The 22,645-nt window shown below is 37.8% G+C and carries 21 protein-coding genes; 8 read left to right on the top strand and 13 right to left on the bottom strand.

What is annotated here, in order from left to right:
- Window positions 1-17: 17 nt before the first annotated feature.
- From lepB to prfB, 4 genes are all read right to left on the bottom strand, one after another.
- Window positions 18-1,556: a signal peptidase I gene (gene lepB / locus EFY79_RS02985; RefSeq protein ID WP_123119171.1), complete on the bottom strand. Its 1,539-nt coding sequence runs from the start codon at window positions 1,554-1,556 to the stop codon at window positions 18-20.
- 107 nt (window positions 1,557-1,663) lie between these two features.
- Window positions 1,664-2,308, bottom strand: a complete 645-nt coding sequence (locus tag EFY79_RS02980; RefSeq protein ID WP_123119170.1) for an alpha/beta hydrolase — start codon at window positions 2,306-2,308, stop codon at window positions 1,664-1,666.
- Window positions 2,309-2,349: 41 nt separating this feature from the next.
- Window positions 2,350-3,513, bottom strand: coding sequence for a sigma-54-dependent transcriptional regulator (locus EFY79_RS02975; RefSeq protein ID WP_123119169.1), 1,164 nt, complete (start codon window positions 3,511-3,513; stop codon window positions 2,350-2,352).
- Between the two features lie 125 nt (window positions 3,514-3,638).
- A protein-coding gene (prfB, locus tag EFY79_RS02970; protein WP_199727415.1) for a peptide chain release factor 2 occupies window positions 3,639-4,719 on the bottom strand; the annotation gives its coding sequence in 2 pieces (ribosomal slippage) (window positions 3,639-4,658 and window positions 4,660-4,719; 1,080 coding nt in all).
- A 202-nt stretch (window positions 4,720-4,921) separates the two neighbouring features.
- Between prfB and EFY79_RS02965 the strand changes: the two genes are divergently transcribed.
- The 5 genes from EFY79_RS02965 (at window position 4,922) to EFY79_RS02945 (ending at window position 9,463) form a co-directional block, all read left to right on the top strand.
- The gene (locus EFY79_RS02965) at window positions 4,922-5,404 is read left to right on the top strand and encodes a hypothetical protein (RefSeq protein ID WP_123119167.1); all 483 of its coding nucleotides are present in this window, start codon (window positions 4,922-4,924) and stop codon (window positions 5,402-5,404) included.
- A gap of 46 nt (window positions 5,405-5,450) precedes the next feature.
- The gene (locus EFY79_RS02960; RefSeq protein WP_123119166.1) at window positions 5,451-5,882 is read left to right on the top strand and encodes a DUF1572 family protein; all 432 of its coding nucleotides are present in this window, start codon (window positions 5,451-5,453) and stop codon (window positions 5,880-5,882) included.
- A gap of 57 nt (window positions 5,883-5,939) precedes the next feature.
- Window positions 5,940-7,031 carry a DNA replication/repair protein RecF gene (gene recF / locus EFY79_RS02955; RefSeq protein WP_123119165.1) on the top strand — a complete coding sequence of 364 codons (1,092 nt, stop codon included), beginning with the start codon at window positions 5,940-5,942 and terminating at the stop codon, window positions 7,029-7,031.
- A 194-nt stretch (window positions 7,032-7,225) separates the two neighbouring features.
- Window positions 7,226-7,507 carry a DUF721 domain-containing protein gene (locus EFY79_RS02950; RefSeq protein WP_123119164.1) on the top strand — a complete coding sequence of 94 codons (282 nt, stop codon included), beginning with the start codon at window positions 7,226-7,228 and terminating at the stop codon, window positions 7,505-7,507.
- Window positions 7,508-7,708: 201 nt separating this feature from the next.
- The gene (locus tag EFY79_RS02945; protein ID WP_123119163.1) at window positions 7,709-9,463 is read left to right on the top strand and encodes an ABC transporter ATP-binding protein; all 1,755 of its coding nucleotides are present in this window, start codon (window positions 7,709-7,711) and stop codon (window positions 9,461-9,463) included.
- 12 nt (window positions 9,464-9,475) lie between these two features.
- Here EFY79_RS02945 and EFY79_RS02940 read toward each other — a convergent pair whose 3' ends face one another.
- The 3 genes from EFY79_RS02940 to EFY79_RS02930 form a co-directional block, all read right to left on the bottom strand.
- Window positions 9,476-9,943, bottom strand: a complete 468-nt coding sequence (locus tag EFY79_RS02940) for an RES family NAD+ phosphorylase (RefSeq protein ID WP_123119162.1) — start codon at window positions 9,941-9,943, stop codon at window positions 9,476-9,478.
- Window positions 9,944-9,957: 14 nt separating this feature from the next.
- On the bottom strand, window positions 9,958-10,464 hold the full coding sequence (gene parS, locus EFY79_RS02935; protein ID WP_158605133.1) for a type II RES/Xre toxin-antitoxin system antitoxin: 507 nt from the start codon (window positions 10,462-10,464) through the stop codon (window positions 9,958-9,960).
- A 123-nt stretch (window positions 10,465-10,587) separates the two neighbouring features.
- Window positions 10,588-11,442 (bottom strand): ThuA domain-containing protein, encoded by an 855-nt coding sequence (locus tag EFY79_RS02930; protein WP_123119160.1) that lies wholly within the window; start codon window positions 11,440-11,442, stop codon window positions 10,588-10,590.
- Window positions 11,443-11,625: 183 nt separating this feature from the next.
- Between EFY79_RS02930 and glmS the strand changes: the two genes are divergently transcribed.
- The gene (glmS, locus tag EFY79_RS02925) at window positions 11,626-13,464 is read left to right on the top strand and encodes a glutamine--fructose-6-phosphate transaminase (isomerizing) (RefSeq protein ID WP_123119159.1); all 1,839 of its coding nucleotides are present in this window, start codon (window positions 11,626-11,628) and stop codon (window positions 13,462-13,464) included.
- A gap of 276 nt (window positions 13,465-13,740) precedes the next feature.
- Window positions 13,741-15,867 (top strand): DUF4954 family protein, encoded by a 2,127-nt coding sequence (locus EFY79_RS02920; protein WP_123119158.1) that lies wholly within the window; start codon window positions 13,741-13,743, stop codon window positions 15,865-15,867.
- 103 nt (window positions 15,868-15,970) lie between these two features.
- On the opposite strand, the gene EFY79_RS02915 is transcribed toward EFY79_RS02920, so the two are convergent.
- Window positions 15,971-17,548, bottom strand: coding sequence for a DHA2 family efflux MFS transporter permease subunit (locus EFY79_RS02915; protein WP_123119157.1), 1,578 nt, complete (start codon window positions 17,546-17,548; stop codon window positions 15,971-15,973).
- A gap of 81 nt (window positions 17,549-17,629) precedes the next feature.
- Window positions 17,630-18,082 (bottom strand): MarR family winged helix-turn-helix transcriptional regulator, encoded by a 453-nt coding sequence (locus tag EFY79_RS02910; protein WP_123119156.1) that lies wholly within the window; start codon window positions 18,080-18,082, stop codon window positions 17,630-17,632.
- Between the two features lie 139 nt (window positions 18,083-18,221).
- Here EFY79_RS02910 and EFY79_RS02905 point away from each other — a divergent pair, with 139 nt between their 5' ends.
- A complete protein-coding gene (locus tag EFY79_RS02905) occupies window positions 18,222-19,070 on the top strand; it encodes a universal stress protein (RefSeq protein WP_123119155.1) in 849 nt (282 codons plus the stop codon).
- A gap of 31 nt (window positions 19,071-19,101) precedes the next feature.
- Here the strand turns inward: EFY79_RS02905 and EFY79_RS02900 are convergent, their stop codons facing one another.
- From EFY79_RS02900 to EFY79_RS02885, 4 genes are all read right to left on the bottom strand, one after another.
- On the bottom strand, window positions 19,102-19,722 hold the full coding sequence (locus EFY79_RS02900; protein WP_123119154.1) for a GH32 C-terminal domain-containing protein: 621 nt from the start codon (window positions 19,720-19,722) through the stop codon (window positions 19,102-19,104).
- Window positions 19,723-20,637, bottom strand: a complete 915-nt coding sequence (locus tag EFY79_RS02895) for a glycoside hydrolase family 32 protein (protein WP_123119153.1) — start codon at window positions 20,635-20,637, stop codon at window positions 19,723-19,725. It abuts the gene before it with no gap.
- A gap of 30 nt (window positions 20,638-20,667) precedes the next feature.
- Window positions 20,668-21,573 carry a carbohydrate kinase family protein gene (locus tag EFY79_RS02890; protein WP_123119152.1) on the bottom strand — a complete coding sequence of 302 codons (906 nt, stop codon included), beginning with the start codon at window positions 21,571-21,573 and terminating at the stop codon, window positions 20,668-20,670.
- A 95-nt stretch (window positions 21,574-21,668) separates the two neighbouring features.
- Window positions 21,669-22,565 carry a sugar phosphate isomerase/epimerase family protein gene (locus EFY79_RS02885; RefSeq protein ID WP_123119151.1) on the bottom strand — a complete coding sequence of 299 codons (897 nt, stop codon included), beginning with the start codon at window positions 22,563-22,565 and terminating at the stop codon, window positions 21,669-21,671.
- Window positions 22,566-22,645: the final 80 nt, after the last annotated feature.

Here is a 22,645-nt window from a genome sequence, read left to right as displayed (position 1 = left end):
CCTAACCGTTATGCCAATTATTTAATAGTTCTGAATATCCTGCTCCACCTGATACCACTATCTCCATAACTAAACCATATTATGGATGCCTTTCCTACAACATGATCTTCCGGAACAAATCCCCAATAACGGCTATCAAGAGAATTATGACGATTATCACCCATCATCCAGTAGTAATCCATCTTAAAAGTATAGGAAGTTGCGGGTTTGTCATTTATATAATATCGGCCGTTCTTTTGTTCCAGCTTATTATGTTCATATGTTTCAATACAACGCCGGTAACGATTCATATTTTCAGCAGTCAATTCGATAGTAGCACCTTTTTTAGGAATCCATATAGGGCCATAATCGTCCACAGTCCAGCCATTGCCGGCTTCATACGGAAAAAGGAACGGGCTTTTATCATAATCATTCAGAGGCTGCGGTACAATGTCTTTCACTTGCGGTAATAGTTTCAGTTGCAATTTTTCTGCATCACTCATTCCGATTATATAGGTATTTGTGCCAGCCATTTGCACCTGGTTTTTATTGGGATCATTACTGTCGTGAATTCCAATGCTGTTCAATTGGTCGGGATCAAGAGGGCTTTTGGTGGTAACAAGATAATTGAATTCATGATATTCAGGCAAGGATTGTGCAACACCATCAATATAAATCACCCTGTTTTTAATCTGCAAAGTATCGCCGGCAATAGCCACACATCTTTTGATAAAATTTTCCTGTTTGTCAACAGGCCTGGTAATGATGAGATCGCCATATTGATCCAAAACTCGTTGACGGGCTTCCTGCTCTGAAATATGATCTGCCATCATCCTGGCCTGTATTTCCTGGTAATAAGTAATCTGGCTGCCGTGTTGCGCATCATTAATCAGCGTATCGTTTACAGGAAAATTAAATACCACCACATCGCCTCGTTTTACCGGTTTTGCAAACCACCGTGTGTAAGGAATTTCAATCCAGGTTACGTACGATTTTGTGTTGGTGCCAATAATGGTGTGATGCATGAATGGCAAAGCAAGCGGTGTTTCCGGAAGTCTTGGCCCATATGCAAACTTGCTGACAAATAAAAAATCGTTCACCAGCAAAGTCTTTTCCATAGATGGTGTTGGGATGGTATAAGCCTCAAAAATAAACGTTCTTATGAGCGTAGCGGCAACGATAGCAAACACTGCTGCATCAACCCATTCGCGGATGGCTCCCTTTTTATAATTGTTTACTACCATTGTGCCAGCATATCTTTCCTGGTCAGAAAATCCGAGGTAAGGAAAATAAATAAAAGGAAAAAATACGGTAAGAAAATGATGGCCTAATCCGAAACGCCCGAAATGTTCTACGAATTTTATATTAATCCAGATAGTTACAAATTGCCCCGCGATTGGTATAAATTGCAGGAAAAACCAAATCTTTTTCAATTGCATTTTTTCGACCATACACCAGGTATTATAATATGGCACCAATGCTTTCCAGGGCGTAATTCCCGCTTTTTTAAACATACCATATAAACCAATAAGAACAGCAACAGAAGCAATTATGAAAAGAAGTAAACCTATACTCATTAGCTAATTTTTTTTAACGGCAACAAATGTAGCATATTAAATATCTTAATAAAATAGCGCAAGAAAATAGTTATCATTAGTTTAACACGGAAAGCCTCATCAAGTTCTTAAGCCAGTTCCTTTTTTAAAATTTCGTTTACTTCGCCTGCATTGTTCATTAAAAGCAAATGGCCTGCATTAAGAATTTTGTATTCCGGATCAATAATATTCTTTATCGGAAAAATGTGATCTTTTGTTCCGTGAATATGAATGTAATTCGGCGGAATCCATTTATTTTGCCAGTTCACTACCTGGTCAATAGCCCAGTTGCTATAGGTTAAATTGAGATGCTGCCGGTATTCCCTGAGCAGCATTTTTTGCTCATGCGTTTCTACACCCAGATTAAAATTTTCAATTGGTTCAAAAATGGGATACGGCTTCATCGGTATAAGCCTGTTTAGATTTAATGCAGAAATCAGCTTCATGTAAAGCGGCAATTCCTTACGGCAGCAGACGCTGGATACCAGGATAATTTTTTCCACGGGAATAAGTTTCGCTATTTCAACAGACATCATTCCTCCAAAGGAAAGCCCTATTAAAACGGGGTTCGGGTGCAAAATTTCTGACTGCATTCTTTTAGCGTACGACTCAATGGATTCTTTTTTTTCAGGAATTTTCCATTGTATGAAATGAACATCATTATCGCCAAAATTAATTTTTGAAAAGATCCTTTCATCGGCTCCGAAACCACTGATGTTATAAATGTGCTTCATATTATTTCATTCCAATAAAAGACGCTTCTTAAAATCCGGATTTATTTTTTTGGCAACACATAATTCTCCACATCTTCGGCTGTTATCATTTTGCCTGACAGAATGATCAACCTTTCTACCACATTTCTTAACTCCCTGATATTGCCGGTCCATTTATATTTTTGTAAAAGATCCATTGCTTTCTTGTCAATATCTTTTTTAGGCTGGCCATATTCTGCTGCTATATCGGTAAGAAACCTGTCAACCAATAAAGGAATATCAGAAGCCCTTTCATTCAGATTAGGCACATGCAAAATAATAACACCAAGACGGTGATAAAGGTCGAGCCGGAATCTTTTTTCCTCTACTTCCTGCAACAGATCTTTATTAGTAGCTGCAATCACACGCACATCCACATTGATATCGCGGTCAGCTCCTACCCTTGTTATTTTTCCTTCCTGCAAGGCACGTAAAACTTTCGCCTGTGCATTTAGGCTCATGTCGCCAATTTCATCAAGAAATAAAGTACCACCACTCGCCTGTTCAAATTTTCCTATTCGCTGCTTCACGGCTGAGGTAAAGCTTCCTTTTTCGTGCCCAAATAATTCACTCTCTATCAGTTCTCCGGGAATTGCCGCACAATTTACTTCTACCAAAGATCCGGAAGAACGGGCGCTTTTCTGGTGAATCCATCGGGCCACCAATTCTTTACCCACGCCGTTTTCACCGGTAATTAAGACCCTGGCTTCAGTAGGTGCAATCTTGTCAATCGTGTTTTTAATTTCTTTTATGGGGCGCGATTCGCCAACGATTTCCTGTACTTTGTTTACCCTTCTTTTCAGTATTTTGGTTTCAGCTACTAATGTGTTTTTGTCCATCGCATTACGCAGTGTTATGAGCATGCGGTTAAGATCGGGCGGCTTTGAAATGTAATCGTAAGCGCCTTTTTTTACAGCCTCAACAGCCGTTTCGATATTGCCGTGACCGCTTATAATAATAATGGGAACTTCTGAATTGATTTCTTTTGCTTTTTCAAGAAATTCGATTCCATCCAACTTCGGCATTTTTATATCGCAAAGAACGAGATCGTAATTCTTGGATTTGAATTTACTCAATCCTTCTTCTCCATCAGAAGCCTCATCTATTTTATAACCTTCATATCCCAGTATTTCAGAAAGCGTTTTTCGTATTGCTTTTTCATCATCTATTATAAGAATGGAAGACATATTGAATTATTGAATTATTGCTGAATTGTTATATTGTTTTATTGTTGAATTGCTGTTCGCTCTCTTACATTCTTCCTCTCTCGAACGCTCACATTAGCACATTAGCAAATTAGCTAATTAGCTAATTAATTCTCCATCATCAGGTACGCTTTTATAAATCCATCGAGCTCGCCATCCATCACCGGCCCTACATTTCCCACCTCAAAATCGGTTCTGTGATCCTTTATCATTTTATACGGGTGAAAAACATAACTGCGAATCTGGCTACCCCACTCTATTTTTTTCTTTGATGCATTATTTACATCGAGCTGCTCCTGGCGTTTTCTCATTTCTTCTTCATACAAGCGGCTTTTCAACATTGCCATTGCTTTTTCCCGGTTTTCGCCCTGGGTACGCGCTTGCTGACATTCAACAATTATGCCTGACGGCTTATGCGTAAGCCTTACAGCAGTCTCTACTTTGTTTACATTTTGCCCGCCGCTACCGCCGCTTCTGAAAAATGCCCACTCCACATCTGCCGGGCTTACTTTTATATCTATTGAATCATCAATTAACGGATATACATACACGCTTGCAAAACTGGTATGCCTGCGGGCATTGCTGTCGAAAGGTGAAATGCGTACCAGCCTGTGAACACCGCTTTCCGCCTTTAAAAATCCATAAGCAAACGGGCCGTCGAACTGTAACGTGGCACTCTTAATTCCTGCGCCGTCTCCATCCTGGTAATCAAGCTCGGTAACACTCCAGCCTTGCCTTTCGCCGTACATACGATACATTCGCAAAAGCATTTCAGCCCAGTCCTGGCTTTCTGTTCCGCCTGCCCCGCTGTTAATTTGCAATATGGCAGGCATTTCATCTTCGGGCTTGTTCAGTGTGCTCTTAAACTCTGCTTCCTCCGTGGCTTTCAAAGCACTGTCGTAGGCTTCTTTTGCTTCCTCTTCCGACGCTTCGCCCTCTTTCCAAAACTCAAAAAGTACAGAAAAATCTTCAATCTTTGTTTTTACATCAGAATAAATATTCAACCAATATTCATTCAGTTTTATAGATTTTAATATGGAAGTAGCGCGTTTGCTGTCGTCCCAGAAACCCGGAGAAAGAGAAAGTTGTTTGTCATTATTTACTTTTTGTTCGCGGTTATCCACGTCAAAGAAACCTCCTCAAGACCATCAGCCGGTCTCTCAAATCTTTTAATAATTCTGTAGTCATAGCCACAAATATAATGATGATAACCTAATGATGAAATATCTTAACAAGATTTAATTAACCGGTGATTGGCGTACTTTTACAGCAATAAAAAACTTGCACATTTCGCCTTAGAAGAAGGCAGGCGAAGCAAATAAAAAAAAGAAATAAAAGTTTTTTCTCTGTAAAACATTAAATAAGATACCTTTTAAAAAATGTTTAAACTATGAAATACCTGATATCTGCCATAATAATTTGTGTGATCATCAGTTGTAAAAAAAATGATTCCATTCCTAACGATACTTTTCATTTAGAAATGAAAGTAAATGGAAAAAATAGATCTTTTGCCATGTGTGCGGGGTGGCCGGGAGGGACAGGAGGAGGACAATTTGAATGCGTTATAATTTCGGATACTACTTTATTTATTGTTGCAGGCTGTGGTGGTTACGCAAGTTTCTTAATAAATTCACATGAAAAGATTAACGATGGGGAATATTTGTTAGATAGCAAAAATATTGCACAAGTGTCAACTGGCAATTCCGCTTACAATTCTTACCAAACTGATCTTTTGCACACAGGCACACTCATGATAAAAAAAATAAATACCAATCGTTTACAAGGCACTTTTTCTTTTGTGGGTGTTGATACTTCCGGCGTAATTGGTGTAATAACTAAGGGAAGTTTTCTAATGCCATTAACTTCTTACTAACAATACTATATCAACACTTTGCAAAATCACCATATAAATTTAAATAATGAACCTCGCTACTTTTTTTGAAAGAGGCCTTGATAAATTAAAAGAAGAAATCAATTTATTTAATAATGAAGAGGACATTTGGAAGATAAAAGAAGGCATTTATAATTCGGCAGGAAATCTGACAATGCATCTTTTGGGAAACCTGAATCATTTTATTGGAAAAACTTTGGGCAACACAGATTACGTAAGAAAACGCGATGAGGAGTTTTCGGTAAAAAATATTCCACGCGAAAAACTAATTTCTGATATCAATTCATTGAAAGAAGTTATCAAAAATACTTTACCCCATTCATCAGAAGAAGATTTACAAAAAGAATTTCCGGTGAAAATTCAGGAGCAGACTTTTACTACACAAAACATGCTGATCTATTTGCTTGCTCATTTTAATTATCATTTGGGCCAGGTCAATTATTTGAGAAGAATGTTGTAAGAAGCACATCCAGGCTACTTATAACCGACGACAGATCACTCATACCTAATTCACTTCATGCTTTTTAAAAAAATTTCATTAACGGGATATAAAAATTATCAAACAAAAACTTTTCATTTTACAGAAAGGATCATTGGGATTTGTGGGATGAACGGAAAAGGGAAAACGAATCTTTTGGATGCGATCAATTATCTGTGCTTTACCAAAAGTTATTTTTCAAAATCGGATATTTTAAATATCCATTTTGGCGAAGAAGGATTTCGCCTGCAGGGAGAATTGGAAAATGATTCAGATGAAAATAAAATACAAAAAATTGTTTGCGTCTACCGCGCTTCTCAAAAAAAAGAATTTTATTTGGATGATGTTGCTTATGAAAAATTTTCACAACACATCGGCAGATTTCCCTGTGTGATGATTGCTCCTGACGATATTGGAATGATAACAGGAGGAAGTGAAGAACGTAGAAAATTTTTAGACACACTGATAAGCCAGGTTGACGAAGAATATCTTCAGCAATTGATTGCTTATAATAAAATTTTAGCTCAAAGAAATAGCTTTTTGAAAAATGAATCCCAGGCCGGCAGGTTCGATTTTACTTTGCTCGAAACGTTTGATCAACAACTTATTCCTCCGGCGAATTATATTCATCGCACCAGAGTTGATTTTTCGAAAAAAATTTTCCCGCTCGTGAAAAATTTTTATAAAAATATTTCAGGAGAAAAAGAAGACATCTTTTCAGAATACAGCAGCATGCAAAATGAAAATAATTTAGATGAACTTTTAATTGCATCGCGGCAAAAGGACAGGCTTACACAACGCACCAATGTAGGAATCCACAAAGACGATCTTATTTTTTTTCTAAATCAAAATGTATTTAAAACAATTGCATCACAAGGCCAAAGGAAAAGTTTATTGTTTGCGTGTAAACTGGCTGAATATGAAATTCTTCAACATGCAAAAGGATACGCGCCGGTATTATTGTTAGATGATGTCTTTGAAAAGCTGGACGAAGAACGCATTCATAATTTGTTGAAGTATGTTTGTGCTCAAAATAATGGCCAGGTGTTTATTACAGATACACATGCCGTAAGATTGCAGGAAGCGTTATCACAATTTGGAAATAAAGTGCAGATTATTGAATTGGAATGAGGAAATTTGCCGCTTAAATTAGTTTAGAACTGTTTACAAATTAAGTTTAGATGGTTTAGAAGTTTAGATTGTTTAGAAGCACTTCAAAAGTTTAAATTAGCAAAACCATTTAGCTATTGTAAATGAGATACGATATAACAATTCAACAATATAACAATTCAACCATTTAGCAATTATCCCCTTCAATAAATAACATGTCAGAATTATCAATCGGCGATGCATTAAAAGAATTTCTGAAAAAAAGCAAACTTAAAAGCGGGATGCAAGCCATGCAGATAAAGGATGCGTGGGAAAAAATTATGGGAAAAACAATTTCAAATTATACAGACAAAATTGAAATTATAAATTCTACTTTATTCATTTACACATCAGTGGCTCCATTAAAACATGAGTTAACCTATCAAAAATCTAAAATTATAGAAAGAGTGAATGAAGAGCTCGGTGAAAAAGTAATTCTTGAGGTAGTTGTAAAATAAAGCACTTAAATGTCACTTTGATATCAGGTAAATAAAAATCAGAGATATTTGTTTGCTTACTGTATAATGATTTTTTTCTTGCGGATTTTGAGTTTAGTTTAAGTTTTTACATTTCACCGCCATAAAACCCTCGCTTACCGAAAAGCCGTCCGAAAAAAATAGCATTTCACTTTACTTTTGCTTCGCAATTTTAAAAAACAGATGGATTATAATCTTTACAAAGAAAACAAGACTTCCACAAGCACGGCAATACGAAAAATGCTGCATTTCATGAAAGGTGAAAAGAAGAATCTTGTAATCGCCTTTGTTGTAATGGCTCTAAACTCCGGGCTTTCAATGCTCACACCTTATTTGATTGGTTATACAATTGATCATTATGTTCAAACGAAATTAATGCATGGCCTGATGGTGTTCACTGGCTTTTTATTAGCTATTTATATAGTTTCTGCTGCCACAGATTACCTGCAAACAAAAATTATGGGCAGTATCGGAATAAGAATGTTATATAGCCTGCGCAATGCAGTTTTCAATAAAATCCAATCATTGCCAATAGCTTTTTTTAATCAGAATAAAGCGGGCGACCTTATCTCAAGAATTAATAATGATACAGAAAAGGTAAACCAGTTTTTTTCACAATCGCTTATGCGGTTTGTTGACAGCATTTTCACTATGCTTGGAGCTGCAATTTTTCTATTAGCCATTCATGTTGAGCTTGGCGCCGCATCACTTGTTCCCGCGGTCTTTATTTTACTTTTCGTAAGAATTATTTCTCCATGGGTAAAGAAAAAAAATGCAGCCAGCCTGAAAAGTACCGGTGGCCTGAGTGCCGAAATACAGGAAGGTCTTGGAAATTTTAAAACTATAATAGCGTTTAACCGAAGGGACTATTTTAGAAATAAGTTTAATCTTGCAAATTCAGATAATTATAAAGCCAGTGTGGGCGCGGGTTTGGTGAACGGAGTTTTTTCACCGGTTTTTACTCTCTTTTCAAACATCGCGCAATTAATCGTGTTGTCCTTCGGAATCTTTTTAATTTCAAAGGGAGAATTTACGATCGGTTTATTAATCAGCTTCATTGCCTATGTTCAATATTTTTATCAGCCGCTACAGCAACTTGCAACGCTTTGGGCCAGCTTCCAAACTGCTATGGCCGCCTGGGACAGGATATCAGTGATTTTGAATTTAGAATCCGATATGTCCCAAAAAAAAGCAATCCGGCACAATCATTTAGAAAACGGCTCCCTTCTTGATTTTAAAAATGTTTCGTTTCAATATCCTGGTGGCAAAAAGGTGCTGCACGATATTAATTTCAAGTTAAACAAAGGGAAAACTTATGCATTTGTAGGCCCTACCGGCGGAGGAAAAACAACCACCGCATCGCTTATTTCACGCTTATATGACCCGACTTCAGGACAAATTTTATTGGACGGCTACGATTTAAAAACCTACAATTCTGCAGAGCTCAGTGAAAAAATTGGTTTCATTTTGCAGGAACCATTCCTGTTTAATGGTACCGTTCGCGACAATATTTTGTACGGAAATGAAAAGCTTAAGAATCTCAACCAGGAGCAGTTAATGATGGAGCTTAAGAAAGAAGGTCTTGCAAACCTTGTTGAGAGATTTGAAAAAGGATTGGATACTAAAATAGTTTCAGGCGGCGACTCTATGAGTCTTGGCGAAAAACAATTAATCGCTTTTATGAGAGCGGTTTTGCGCAAGCCTCAAATATTGATTCTGGATGAAGCCACTGCCAATATTGATACAATAACAGAAAAATTACTAGAAAATATTCTGCAAAAATTACCTTCAGAAACAACTAAAGTTATTATCGCACACCGGCTGAATACCATTCAAAATGCAGATGAAATATTTTTTGTTAACTCGGGCCAGGTAACGGCTGCGGGTAATTTTGAAAACGCCTTGCAACTATTGTTGGAAGGCAAACGGGAAAGTTAAAAAAACCTGTAATCAGATATTTGCCTGTAACCGCCTGTCAAAGAAAATCCTCCTCATATTCGAAATCTTAACTTTACTCATGTCTTTATGAAGCGGATTAATAATATAATTAAATTCTTCCGGCATCAATACACAAGGAACTTTTAACATAAGTGCGGGCCTCTCAGCCAGGAATTTGTCTCCAATTTCTTTTGTAAAAGTTCTTGTATCAGGAGCATCCCAAAATTTGGGTAAAGAAGCCAGGTCAACTTTTTCTATACCTGCACTATCGGGAACGTTTAAAGTAATTAATTGGTAATTTCTTACATCCAGCATTTTTGCGGGTGTATGCGCCAGCGTTTCCAACAACGCAAGCGATCGGGATGCAGAAGTATAAAGTGCAAAATAACCTTCGCTATTCCATCGTCCGCCAAACAACCTTGAGCCATTCCCTGAAATATCTTCAGCAAATTTTTCCTGGGTAATTCTGAATAATTCCATCTTTATTAAAGCACTTATGAATAGACACCTTGCTCTAAACGGCCCAATACCTTTGTCACCAATTGAATTCCAAAAGATGTATCTAAAAAATATAATGGCATTTTATTACCCAGAGAAACAAGCGGGCTATGAAGCCATTCTGCAAAGGAATTTTTATCGCCAATCACTTCAATACCGCGCTGCGCAAAGGCCGCAAGTTCTAAAACCTTTTCAGTTTTTAGGGTATCAAGGAGCTCATTGTCATCTTTTCGTTGAATATTCCGGTATGAAGAATGTAACAGGCCGCTCAACGTTTCCATATTAATTCCCAGATAATCTGCAAGAGATTTTAAGGTGGATTTTTTGACACCTTCGCGTGAAAGATCAATTAAATCAAAATCGCCGGTTAACGGCTTTTGGAGACTTTTGTTTCCGCCAAGGATTACTTTTAATGTATTATATTGAAGGGCAGCTTCACTTACAAAAGACGATGACTCATCATCGGTAGAATAAGGCTTTATTTTTTTTGATTGATTTCTCATTTTGTTTCTTTTTCCAAATTTACGACATTTTGGTTGGATAAAAAACATTTTGTCATTTTTTTTTAAATCCAAAAGCCGGTATCTCCGGTTGCCAAAATATAAAATGGATTCTCACTTGTTATATCACCGTACTCCGCCAAGCCACAACAGTGAACCAACTATTAACCGGTTTTGCATTTTATTGTCGAAAGTATGAGAAAGCGTTCGGGTAGTAGAATCAATTTTATGTTCATAATCCATATCATTGTGTCCCATATTTACATATATCATCCTGTAATTTTTATTAGACCAGGCAACGGGGTAATAACCTTTATGCCAAATCTCATTTTGTTTGGGTCCTGTTCCTAAAGGAAAGCTACTGGAATCAATAGAAAGTAAAATGTCTATATTGGGATTCTGACGCAAATCATTTTGCCAGCGATACCATTCATTAGGAGAAGAGGAAAAAGTATCCGGAAGATTTTTTGTTGCGGGATGAAAATGATTTTCAACACGCAATACAGCAGAAGTCGGGCGCCACGTATTGCTTACATAAGAACCTGACCCTAAAAACCGGTTATGATACCAATCCCAATTCATTGGATAATCTGACGGCGTTAACGCGAAGGCTGAAAAATGAAATCCCATCCACGCCCCGCCGTTTTCCATAAATTCCTGAAACGCTTTTCTTTGTGCCGGTTTATCCGGCCGTGCGTCCAAAAAAATAACTACCTGGTACTGTGAAAGAAAGTGAGCATTAAGATTATCCCAGTTATCAGTAGAATCATACCTAAAATGATATTGCCTCGCTATTGCCGGAAACCACCTGTTGGCTTCGTGCACAAAACTAATGTGAGCCAAATCGTGCCTTGCCGTATAAAATGCAATCACTTTAAAAGCAACCTTTTTCTCTTGTGCAAACGATGCATTGGTTAGCACCAATGAAAATATATAAAGGAGAAAAAGCGGATTCTTTTTTAAAATATACAGGTATTTCATAAAGATTTTCAATGAAAATAAAATTATAATTTGTCCTTTGGCTATCCAAAGAATAATTGAGAGACTAAATAAGAAACTTTTACAGTAAAGCAACTTTTAGGAAAGATTTGAATTCTGGCTAATACCAGGTTATGATTACTGCTTTCTTTTTCGTTATTTTGTGCCCTTTTAAAATATATAATTATGTGTGGAATTGTTGGATATATTGGTCCTCGGGAAGCGTATCCCATCATTATCACCGGCTTAAAAAGACAGGAATACCGGGGCTACGACAGCACAGGAGTAGCGCTGATAAATGAAAAGGGATTGCATATTTTTAAAAAGAAAGGTAAAGTATCCGAATTGGAGCAATCCCTGTTAGGAAAACCTGTGAACGGCAATATTGGAATAGGCCATACGCGCTGGGCCACCCATGGCGAGCCAAGTGATGTAAATGCGCATCCCCACCGAAGCAACAATGGTAAGCTCGCTATGATTCATAACGGAATTATTGAAAATTATGCGCAGCTAAAATCGGAGCTCATTAAAAAAGGCTATACATTCAAAAGTGAAACCGATACAGAAGTTTTATTGAATTTTATTGAAGACATTCAAAAAAACACGCACTCGCCGTTGGAAGAAGCGGTTCGGATTGCTTTAAAAAGAGTATCAGGAGCTTATGTAATTCTGTTGCTGGATGAAGACAATCCCGATACTATAATTGCAGCGCGCAAAGGCAGTCCTCTTGTTATTGGTATAGGAAAAGATGAACATTTTTTAGGCTCAGATGCTACCCCGATGCTGGAATATACCAAGGAAGTAGTTTATGTAAATGATTATGAAATAGCGATTGTGAAAGCAGGTGAGCTGATATTGAAAAACCTGGGCAATGAAAGAAAAATACCATACATATCTAATCTTGATTTAGAATTAGCTGCCATCGAAAAAGGAGGCTATGAACATTTCATGCTGAAAGAAATTTATGAACAGCCAACCACCATTTATGATTGTTTAAGAGGCAGATTGGATGCAGAAAAAGGTACGATTACGATGAAGGGCATCCAGGAAAATATTGAAGCGCTCATAAATGCTCCGCGGTATATCATCATTGCGTGCGGAACCAGTTGGCACGCCGCTTTGGAAGCAGAATATATTATTGAAGAGCTTTGCCGAATTCCTGTGGAAGTAGAATATGCATCTGAATTCCGATACCGTAATCCGATAGTTCATAAAGGAGATGTGATAATCGCGATTTCGCAAAGTGGTGAAACAGCAGACACTTTAGTGGCCATAGAAAAAGCAAAAGAACAAGGGGCTTTTATTTTCGGAATTGTAAATGTTGTAGGGTCTTCCATTTCCAGGGTTTCTCATGCAGGCGCATATACTCACGCAGGGCCGGAGATTGGCGTGGCTTCCACAAAAGCATTTACCGCTCAATTGGCAGTTCTGATGATGATAGCCCTAAAAATTGCCAGGGAAAAAGAAACAATCGACCAGGCCAAATACAAAGAATTATTAATTGAGCTGGAAAATATTCCCGAAAAAGTAGATGCTATCTTAAAAAATGGTGACCTTTTAAAACCTATTGCTGACAAATACAAAACCGCAAATAATGCGTTGTATCTTGGAAGAGGATATAATTTCCCTATCGCTCTTGAAGGAGCGCTGAAGCTGAAAGAAATTTCCTACATCCATGCAGAAGGATATCCGGCAGCAGAAATGAAGCATGGCCCCATCGCATTAGTTGATGAAAATCTGCCCACATTTTTTGTTGCCACAAAAGATGAATATCATGCCAAAATTGTGAGCAATATCCAGGAAATAAAGGCCCGCAAAGGAAAGGTTATTGCCATCATTACAGAAGGTGATGAACTGATCCCATCAATGGCTGATGATGTTTTCTATGTGCCGCCGGCAAATGAAATAATAGCACCACTTTTAAGCGTAATTCCTTTGCAGTTGATTTCTTATTACATCGGCGTTGGCAAAGGTTGCGATGTAGATAAGCCGAGGAATTTAGCAAAATCAGTAACGGTGGAGTGAATTAGATATTAGTTGTAAGTTGTAAGTTATAAAGTGTAAAGCATTAGTTATTCCTTATAATTTATTAAGTATCAAATTTTGCATAAATTGATAATATTGAAAAGATGCACATTTCCGAAATGGTAGAAGTTGAAATGATTTCAAATGGATACATAAATCGCCTCAGGCAACGAACGAATAAGAAATAGCGCCAAATATCGAATTGTCATTCATCGCTCATCGCTCATCACTTATAACATATAACTCATAACTTATCACTCAATTTCTTCTCTTTATATGAACATTATTACAAAACACCCTATCAATAATTTAGGATACAATTTTATTGACCCAAAATATATTCCAGACGGAGAGGATGAATATTATTTAAGAAATCAACAAAACAATAACGGGATTGACTATCGGCGTTTGTCGGGCTCAGAAATCGAAATTCTTATCCGTAACGGAAATACATCTGACGACTGGGGAAAAATTTTTGTGTCTAAAGCATTTGATCCAACGCTGGTAAAAAACTCAAAATTTCATGGCCTTATTCGCATTGGTAAACTTGAACCGTTTTATCTTGAATTCCACAACTTAAGAATGCCCGTGGGCATTTATAACAGCCACGTGATTAGCTGCGACTTTGGCGATAATGTTTGTATCGACAATGCCGGTTATCTAAGTCATTATATTATCGGCAACGAAGTGATGATAACTAACGTAAACGAATTGGCTACCACAGATTATTCAAAATTTGGAAACGGTATATTGAAAGAAGGTGAAAACGAGAATACGCGCGTCTGGATAGAAGTGCGTAATGAAAATGGCGGAAGGCGCATAGCTCCATTTGACAGGATGCTGCCTGGTGATGCCTACCTGTGGAGCAACAACCCTGAAGATAAAATTCTCCAACAAAGATTTCTCGACTTAACGCACAACGAATCGAGTACAAAAAGGGGCTTTTATGGAACTATCGGTGATCGCTGTGTTATTAAAGATTGCGATATTATTAAAGACGTGATTATCGGCACCGATGCTTACTTAAAAGGTGCCAATAAATTAAAAAATCTTACTATTAACAGTGATAAGGAAAGAACCTCACAAATAGGTGAAGGCTGTGAAATGGTAAATGGAATTGTAGGCTATGGCTGCCGTATATTTTATGGAGTAAAAGCCGTGCGGTTTATAATGGCAGCACATTCACAATTAAAATACGGAGCCCGGCTTATCAATTCATACCTCGGCAATAATTCCACTATTTCATGTTGCGAGGTGCTGAACACGTTGATTTTTCCAAATCATGAGCAACACCACAATAATTCATTCTTATGTGCCGCGCTTGTGATGGGGCAAAGCAACATTGCTGCAGGCGCCACCATCGGAAGCAATCATAACAGTCGCGCTGCAGACGGCGAAATCATTGCGGGGCGCGGCTTTTGGCCAGGGCTGTGTGTTAGCCTGAAGCATAATTCCAGGTTTGCGTCCTTTTGTATTTTGGCAAAAGGTGATTATCCCTTCGAACTAAACATACCGATTCCATTTTGCCTGGTAAGCAATGATGTTGCAAATGATAAGTTGGTATTAATGCCGGGATATTGGTTCATGTATAATATGTATGCATTGGAAAGAAATGCATGGAAATTTAAGGACCGCGACAAACGAACAGAAAAGATTCAGCATATTGAATATAGTTACCTTGCTCCGGACACTATCAATGAGATGTTCGATTCCATCGAAATTTTATCAAAACTAAAAGTAGATGACGAAGGAAATGCCCAAATTGGAGATATTGAAAATAGTAAGCGCATCACAGAAATTGTAAAAATCAAAGAGTCGGTTGATTTGTTCAGGGAACTGATAGGTTATTACGGCACCGTTCAATTAATTAACCATATCAACGCAAATAAATTTTCTTCATTTGATGAATTTAAAAAAAGCATCCCTGTGAAGATTTCAAGAACCAAATGGAGGAATATAGGCGGGCAGCTAATCCCCGCTTCAGATGTGGAAAAGTTGAAAGACCAAATTAAAACTTCCAAAATCGACTCCTGGAAAGAAGTGCATGAATTCTATCACAAAAGTGGAGAAGATTATGAAAAAAATAAATTGATTCATGCTTACACGTCATTATTGGAAATTGAAAATATCACTTCTAAACAATTGACACCCGAATATTTTAGGCAACTTCTTGAACGCTCAGTTGTTACGAAAACCTGGGCCAGCAAAGCAATATATGAATCACGCGCAAAGGATTACTCGAATCCTTTTCGGAAAATGATTTATGAAAATGCGGAAGAAATGAATACCATTATGGGTAAATTGGAAGACAACCATTTTATCCAGGATCAATTTAAAGATCTGGATGCGTTTAAAAAAACAGTAAAAGGACTAATCAAAAAGTATGTTGCAAAAACGGCATAAAGTACTTTTAATATTCTTAAGCAGTAAGCGAACATAAAATCATTTTTTTTATTTCACTGTCGCCGGAGTGAATTTCCAAAGGTGTTCCAATGCGCCGCGGATATTATTCCCCCACATGACTTAAATCGACCTTCCTCTTTGGCTTTTTCACAAACAGGATCACAAATGGAACGCATACTAAAAACATCACGCCTATCCATAAAAAAACATCCATGTAAGAAAGTATGGTAGCCTGTATATTTACCATTGCATCTAATAATTTATAGGCCATCTGTTTTGCAATATCCAAAGGATAGCCTTTGCTGTGAAAGCCCTGTGCTAATGCCTGCACACGGTTATCAACCTGTGGGTTGGTTGTTGAAAATCCTGAAAGGAGATCAACGCGGTGAGTTTGATTTTCTCTTAACAGGTAGGTTGATATAATTGCCACGCCAAAGGAACCTCCTAATTGCCTCAACATTCCCGACAACGCGGCTCCTTGTCCGATTTGCTGGCCTTTTAAAGTAGAAAGTGCTAGTGTAGTGATTGGAATTGAAAGAAGCCCTAATCCGACACCGCGTATCACTAATATCCAGAAAAATGCGTCGCTACCAGTGTTAGGCGTCAGTACATAATATGCCATTATACTGTAAATAAAAAAGATGACCATCCCGATAGAAATAAGCAGGCGCATGGGTGTCCCGCGTTCCATTAACTTGCCCACAACAGGCATCATAATGGCTGTAAAAATCGTGCTGGGAATCATCAGCATGCCTGCCTGGAACGCCGTCCAGCCCATGATAGTTTGTGTATAAAGCGGGATAATAAAAGTGGATCCGAACAAGCCAAAACCCAACACAAATGATAAAATGCTTCCTATCGAAAGATTCCTGTCTTTCAAAACTTTTAGCTGAACGATGGGATATTTATATGTTAACTGTCGCCAAATAAAAAAATAAAATGCAAAAAAACAAATGACGGACAGAGTGATAATAAGACTGCTGTCAAACCAATCTTTTTCCTGTCCTTTTTCAAGAATAAATTGTAAAGAACCTATCGAAACAATAAGAAGAAAAATTCCAATCCAGTCGATTTGCCTGCCTGAAAGTTTTTCTGCATAATGCGGGCTTTTTACAAACTGAAGCGTAAGCAGCGTAGCAATTACGCCGATAGGAAGATTGATATAGAAAATATAAGGCCATGAAAAATTGTCAACGATATATCCACCCAAAGGCGGCCCTAATGTTGGCCCTACTATAACTCCCAATACGTATATCGTTTGCGCCATGGGCCTTTTCTCAATCGGGTAACTTTCTGTGATGATTGTTTGAGCGGTTACCAACAAAGCACCCCCTCCTATTCCCTGGATAAAACGAAATAAAATCAATTCATTAATGCTGGTAGCATTTCCGCATAAAAAAGATGTCAGTGTAAAAATGATGATTGAGGCTGCAAAATAATTTCTTCTTCCAAATTGCTGACTAAGCCAGCTAGTCATCGGCATCACAATTACATTGGCAATTGCGTAAGCAGTGATAACCCAGGTAATCTCTGTCAGCGATGCTCCGAGACTTCCCTGCATCGTTGGAAGAGCGATGTTAACAATCGTAGTATCTATAATTTGCAACAGCGCACAAACGACTGCCGTAATTGTAATAATTACCCGTTGAGAGCCATAAACTACTAAAGATTCTTCTTCCATTCTTCACGTGTTTTGCAACTCCGATTTTCTGATGCGAATCCTAAAATTGAATTTTTTCACATTTTATAAAAGTTAAATAATTCAGGCTTTCTTCACATTTTCAATCATTTGCTTTACCATCAGGATAGATTGGTTTAATAAAGCGCTATCAATATTTTTGCTAACTATCGTAAATAATTCTGCCGCCCAGGGCTCTACCTTCATTCCCAGTTCCCTGCCTTCATCTGTCAGAAAAATTAATTTGCTGCGGCGGTCGTTGGCATCTTCAAATCTTTGCACAAGGTTGCGCTTGGTCAGATTATCAATAAGACACGTCAGGCTGGCTTTATCTTTTAAAGTTTTATCAGCCAGATCCTGTTGCCTCAATCCGTCATTTTTCCACAAGCAAGCCATCACCTGGTGCATTTCATAAGTAAGGTCGATATTTTGCTCTTTAAATTTTCTCTGAAAAAACTGCCGTAAAAAATCCCTCAGCTCAAAAGTTGTATGTGCAAATTCTCTTGCTACACTTGTTTTTTGATTGCTTTTTGCCATAATTATTATTGATTAAAAATCAATAAAACCAGGATTGAAACCCTTTAAAACAAAGTTAAAGATTTGATAGTTAAATATCCAACTAATTTTTCCGGATTCATCGATAGTTTCTTTAATTTTACCAAAGGAAATTAATGATATGAAAACACTTTTGATTCCTGTAGATTTTACCCGAAGCTCACAAAATGCAATAGATTTTGCAGTTCATTGGGCACGAAAATATTTGTATGAGAGAATTATATTATTAAGATCATTTTATAGTTCCATGTATGAAAACATGATTATGTCTGCTGATTTTTCAAACATGAATGAAGAATATCTCAATAAAAAAAGAAGGTATCAAAAAGAACTATTAAACAACCTGTGTATTGAGGTGGATAAAAAAGCAGGACAAGGCATTAAAGTGCAGACCGCTGTAACGGAATTGCCATTAGTGAGAAGTATTATAGAACTTATAAAAACTGAACAGCCACAAACCATTTTAGTTGGAAGCGATGCCTCATTAGCCAACAATGAATCTTTTGTGGCAGGTAATATAATTGCCATTGCAAGACTTAGCCCGGTGAGGGTTATGGTTGTGCCCGAGGGTTATCATTATCAGGAAATTAAAAAAGCGCTGGTGCCTGTTGATTTAAAAACTGTTGGCGCTCTAAATAAAATTAATAGTCTTCATAGCAATCCAAGATGGCACGATGTAGCGTTAATGGTTTTAAATATCGATACTGCAAAATCAAAATTGACGTCGGATAAAAAATTTGCAGAAGCTGAAAATAACCTTCATAATTATCTTAAAAATTTTCAGCACAATTTATATTATGAAGAAAACAAAAACGTCATCAACGGAATTCTAAATTGGCACAGGCTGAATGAAGCCCAGTTAATGATTGCTCTTCCGGGAGTTCATAGTTTTTTATATTCACTAACTCACAAAAGCGTGTCAGAAGCATTATACCGCAAATGCCCGATGCCTGTCATGATTTTGAAATAATTCTTAAAGGCAACCGCATTCAACAAAAAATTTATTTTGTCATATCCCAGGCTTTCAAATCACTGATTTCAGATTTTCCATTTACCGAAAAAACGGAGATACCATCCGCATCTTTCGGGGGATACACGTAAGTAGTGAATACCTGTTCACCGTCATTTACAAATACTTCAAGAGAAGATTTATCAAACAGAATTTCGAATTTTATTTTGCCATCATTTTCAGCCACTTGCGCAGATTGCATAATCTTCTTTGGATTTATCCTGCCTCCTGAGTGACTGCGATCGATATAAACTTTGTGTTGAGCGTGATCATAACCAATAATTGTTTCAGAGATAATTTTGCCACTTTCATCTTTCCCTTCTCCAATTTTGAAACCACATATACCATGGTCAGGCGTCTTCATTTCAGCCTCAATCCAATAGGAATTGCCACGCATTTTTTTTAATTCATTAACCTGTCCGCCATCTCCCTCTATCACTACATTTTTCAACATGAACATTTTTTTTGAAAGATTGGAAAGATTGTCTTTAATAACTTTCGCGGGATTTTGAACCAGCCGGATTCCTTCTTTAGTCTCTTTCAACATAATATCTCTCGGGATAGACATCTGGCCGCGCCATGGATAAGTTTCCTGCCCATCTTCCGGCACCATTCAGCCAATATAAGTATGTCGGCCCGCTGGCAAGTTATTCCATGGAATGGCCGCATATAAAGCATCGCCATAATCCGCTAACAGCACTTTGCCTGCCGGATTATCATTAATAAAAGTCTTCCCGTCAAATTCGCCAACATAATATTCCTCAGATTTATTGCCCTCAGCGTCATTAAAAGAATTAACCAACACCCATTTTGATTTATTCTTCTTCTCTTCTACCGGTAATTTAATAAAGAAAGGGCATTCCCATATGCCGTTCCGGAGCCCTGCATTGCCGAACTCGCTTAGCAAATCCCATTTTTTTAAATCAGGAGAAGAGTAAAACTGCACCTTGTTCTCCACAGGCAAGGCAACCACCATCAACCACTTTTTCAGATCGTTGCTCCATTGTACATTGGGATCACGAAAATCTTTTTTCTGTAAATCAATAACCGGATTACCGGAATAGTTGGTAAAAGATATTCCGCCATCATTGCTGTAAGCAATGTACTGCGATTCCTTTCTGATATGCGGCTGATCGGCAGTGTAAATTGCTACAATGCAGCCGGAATCACCTTTGCAAAAGCCACTGGTGTTATTTTTATCCAAAACTGCTGAGCCTGAAAATCTCCAAATCGTATCATGGCCATTAATGCCTTCGGGTATTGCAATACCATGGTGCTTCCAGTGAACAAGATCAGTGCTTGTTGCGTGCCCCCAGCTCATGTGGCCCCATCTGTTCTCATAAGGATTTTGCTGGTTATACAAGTGATACACACCATTTATATAAATTAATCCATTGGGATCATTTGTCCAGTTTTTTAAAGGAGAAAAATGATATTGCGGCCTCCATTGCGGCGTTGCAACTGTGCTCTGAGCCAGTGCATTTGCAGAAAAAATAAACGCAATACATCCAAACAATAAGTGCTTCATTGAAAAATATTTTATTGGTTTTCCCGAAAATTATTCCGAAGATTTTTTATTCATCATTGATTCTACTTCTGCGATTTCATAATCAGGACAAGCGCCCGCACGCGACGCTACAAAAGCACCCAAAGCGCTCGCATAATCCAACGCTTCTTCCGGCGAAGCATTCTCCATAAATTTTGAAATGATTGCCGCCAGAAATGAATCGCCGCTTCCGATAGTATCTGCTACCTTCACTTTATAACCGGGATGATAAAAGAAATTTCCATTTGCATAAAGCATTGCGCCGTCTCCTCCTTTTGTAACCACGATGGTTTGGATTGCAAACTTTTCAGATATAAATTGAACCATTTTTTTATTACTTATCAAATCTGCATACCATGATGAAACCAGTTGCAATTCAGATAAATTTAATTTCAGAATATCAGTCCGTTGCAGCAGCATTTCCAAAACCTCTCGGTGATAATGAGGTGGCCTTAGGTTAATATCCAAAACTTTGGTTTTTGCAAATTCAATACAGTGAAGCAATGAATTCCTTGAATTTTTATTTCGCGAAGCCAGGCTTCCGAAAACAAAATAATCAGCGTTTGAAATAATTTGTTCGTCTTCTTTTTCGCATTGAATAAAATCCCACGCTACCGGTTGCACAATCTCATATTCTACCTCGTGGTTATCTTTCATGGTTGCATACACTTTGCCGGTTGCATGCACTTCGTCGTACTGAAAATGAGTGGTATCAATATGTTTAGCGTTAAATACATTTACTAATTCAGTTCCCAATTCATCTTTGCCCACACGGGAAATGACCGCGGGATTTTTACCTAACTTTTGTAAATGATAAGCGACATTTGTGGGAGCGCCTCCCGGCAATTTACCGTCGGGCAGAAAATCCCAGAGAGATTCCCCAAAACAAACAACAGGATATCTTGAATTTTTTGTCATCTTTTTTTGCTTAATGTAAACAAATTTTTTTCACGAATAAAATAAAAAAACCTCACAGCTTTTTTTCTGCGAGGTTAAATAAATGTTTCAAAATATTATTGAAGTTTAGCTACCTGATCTTCATAAAATTTCTTAATTTCTATTACATCGGGAACATTGTGATACCAGTTAGACTCATGCTCGATGGAAAGCATGCCGTCGAAATGCTGTCTTTTTAATTCCTGGAATATAGGAGGAAAATCGATAACGCCTTTTCCAACTACAGTATCTGCAGCATGCGTATCATCAAACTTTACAATGTCTTTCAGATGAACACCATATACATGACCTGCAAGTTTTTTCAATGCATCTACGGGGTTAATTCCGTTGCGTGCCCAGTGGCCAATATCAGCGCAGGAGCCGATATTAGGGTGTCCCTGTATGGCCGCCAATACTGAATCAGGACTCCAATACATATTCGGTTTTGGATGGTCATGAATTGCAATCTTGATGCCGTAAGCGCCCGCCATGCTGTCCACCATATCCCACTGGCTTTTAAGCGGCTCAGCGGTGATGTAGCTAAGGCCAAAATCTTTTGCAAGGTCAAAGGCAGCTTTCCATTCGTCACGCGTCTTCGGAGATATTACGCCCATAGCTACCATTTTAATACCTTTTTGATTCATCAGATCTTTAATTTTTGTTTTGCTTGCATCAGACATCCTTATGCCAAAACTATCTTTTAAGCCTGCGCCCAAAGGCTGGCCCCAAAAAGCTTCTATGTATTTAATTCCGCAGGTATCCACCTTGTCAAGCGCTTCAGCGAAAGTAAACATTCTGAATGTCCACATTTGCACTCCGAGTTTCCAATTAGCAGTGACATTAGAAGTGTCTGTGGAAGAAGTTACAGAAGTAGAATCTGTTGTAGAATCAGATTTGGATTCCGTGGATGAATTACACCTGCTAAGCGAAATCAGGCATACCAAGCTGAGAAAGGCAAAAGCAATTTTTTTCATTTTATACGTTTTAATTTTTAAGTAGAGCAATTTAGCAATTAATTAATAATGAAAATAGAAATAAGCAAAATTTGTTGCTT

Origin of the sequence: Hanamia caeni (assembly GCF_003721595.1) — a bacterium.
GTDB classification, from domain to species: Bacteria; Bacteroidota; Bacteroidia; order Chitinophagales; family Chitinophagaceae; genus Ginsengibacter; species Ginsengibacter caeni.
This window is presented reverse-complemented; position numbering and strand designations above follow the sequence as displayed.